The organism is Micromonospora yasonensis, assembly GCF_026013475.1.
Classification (GTDB): domain Bacteria; phylum Actinomycetota; class Actinomycetes; order Mycobacteriales; family Micromonosporaceae; genus Micromonospora; species Micromonospora yasonensis.
Genome location: NZ_JAPDPH010000460.1, coordinates 1 through 1307 on the forward strand (window position 1 = coordinate 1; position 1307 = coordinate 1307).

Sequence of the window (1307 nt, forward strand, 5' to 3'; positions counted from 1 at the left end):
TGCCCGGCACCTGGTCAAGGCCAGCTGGACGACGACCGACCGGCTGGTCGCCCGGGGCGCCTCGGCCGGCGGCCTGCTGATGGGGGCGGTGGCCAACCTGGCCCCGGACGCCTTCGCCGGGATCGTCGCGCAGGTGCCCTTCGTGGACGCGCTCACCTCGATCCTCGACCCGTCCCTGCCGCTCACCGTCACCGAGTGGGAGGAGTGGGGCAACCCCCTCGACGACGCCGAGGTGTACGCGTACATGAAGTCGTACACCCCGTACGAGAACGTGACCGAGGTCGACTACCCGGCGGTCCTCGCGGTGACCAGCCTCAACGACACCCGGGTGCTCTATCACGAGCCGGCCAAGTGGGTCGCCCGGCTACGCGCCGTCGCACCGCAGGGCGACTACCTGCTCAAGACCGAGATGGGCGCCGGACACGGCGGCCCCAGCGGCCGGTACGACGCCTGGCGCGAGGAGGCGTTCATCAACGCCTGGATCCTGAACCGCCTCGGCCGCGCCTGAGATGTCAGGAGGGGCCCCCGGTCAACGCCTGGCGCGCCGGAGGGGCCCCTCCTAACACCCGGAGCCAAGCGCCGACGCGAGCACCGCGGGTTCGACGTTGCCGCCGGTGACCACGGCGACGGTACGCCCCGACGGGAGCTCGTCGCGGTGGAACAGCCGGGCCGCCAGCGCGACCGCCCCGCTCGGCTCGGCCACCAGCCGGGCATCCCGGACCAGCCGGACCAGCGCCGCGCCGATCTCCTCCTCGGTGACCGTGACGATGCGGTCGAGCCGTTCCCGCAGGTGGGCCAGGGTCAGCTCGGACAGGTTGGTACGCAGCCCGTCGGCGCTGGTGCGGTGGGTCCGCTCGACGTCCCAGACCACCACCTCCCCGGCGGCGAGCGAGTCCCGGGCGTCGGCGGCCAGCTCAGGTTCCACCCCGATCACCTCGGCCGACGGACGCAGCGCCTTGACCGCGGTGGCCACACCCGAGGCGAGGCCACCGCCGCCCACCGGCACCAGCACCACGTCCACTTCGGGCAGGTCGTCGACGATCTCCAGCCCGATGGTGCCCTGCCCGGCGATGATCCGAGGGTGGTCGAACGGCGGCACCAGGACCGCCCCGGTGTCGGCCACGATCCGTTCCGCCTCGACGAGCCGCCGGGCCGGGGGCACCAGCCGTACCTCGGCGCCGAGCGCCCGGATCCGGTCCACCTTCACCTGCGGCGCGCCCTCGGGGACGACCACCGTGCAGGGCACGCCGAACGATCGGGCCGCGTAGGCGAGGGCCTGGCCGTGGTTGCCCGAGGAGTGGGTCACC

At 73.7% G+C, this 1307-nt stretch carries 2 protein-coding genes; one reads left to right on the forward strand and one right to left on the reverse strand.

Going from position 1 to position 1307, the window contains the following annotated elements; translation table 11 throughout:
- Positions 1 to 508: prolyl oligopeptidase family serine peptidase (locus tag ONA70_RS36330; protein ID WP_265010997.1), on the forward strand; the 508-nt coding region annotated here is incomplete at its 5' end.
- A 51-nt stretch (positions 509 to 559) separates the two neighbouring features.
- Here ONA70_RS36330 and ONA70_RS36335 read toward each other — a convergent pair.
- A partial coding sequence (locus tag ONA70_RS36335) for a threonine ammonia-lyase (RefSeq protein WP_265010998.1) occupies positions 560 to 1307 on the reverse strand: 748 nt, incomplete at its 5' end.